Source organism: Noviherbaspirillum sp. ST9 (assembly GCF_048799745.1).
GTDB lineage: Bacteria > Pseudomonadota > Gammaproteobacteria > Burkholderiales > Burkholderiaceae_D > Noviherbaspirillum.
This window is the reverse complement of record NZ_JBLWFR010000172.1, coordinates 1-562: the sequence shown is the minus strand read 5'-3', so window position 1 is coordinate 562 and position 562 is coordinate 1. Positions and strand designations below refer to the sequence as shown.

Here is a 562-nt window from a genome sequence, read left to right as displayed (position 1 = left end):
AACGAACAACAACTTTCTCCTGGGTATTCTTCTTCCTTAATGCCTCCGGATAACGGATATTATTTCTGATGAATTCAAGCATAGCTTCAGAGCCACCTGGGTATTCGGGAAATCGATCAGCATAAACATAAATGAATGATTTTTTTCCATTTTCTGTTCGTTCCACCTGCAAAAGCTCCTGTTGTTTTTTTATATTCCCTTCATGATCATATTCCCGGTATTTGAAGGTAGTGTCTCCCTTAATTCTAGCCTCCTGCCGTAGCTTTCCGTCTTCAAAGTACCAGCGGAATGTTCCGTTTTTGTAATTTGGATAAGATGAATATGTGCCATCCATTTGTAGTCGCCCCGAACGATAGTAATCTTTCACTACTATTGAATCTCGTTTTAGTTCATTAATAGTCCGAAAGTAATATGCCTTTTCTTTGTCCACGACCGGATTCCATTGATTATCGAACCACAAAGTATCTTGTTGTCGAGATTGCGCGTTTATTTCTGGGGATAAAAGTGTACACAGCGAGAGGCAAGATGCGAACAGAGTTAAGGTTGATCTCATTTGTGGTGT

At 39.9% G+C, this 562-nt stretch carries 1 protein-coding gene; it reads right to left on the bottom strand.

Translation table 11 applies throughout. The annotated features are described in order from the left end of the window. Nucleotides 1-430: hypothetical protein (locus tag ACNOHI_RS25365; RefSeq protein WP_420477496.1), on the bottom strand; the 430-nt coding region annotated here is incomplete at its 3' end. Between the last annotated feature and the right edge of the window lie 132 nt (nt 431-562).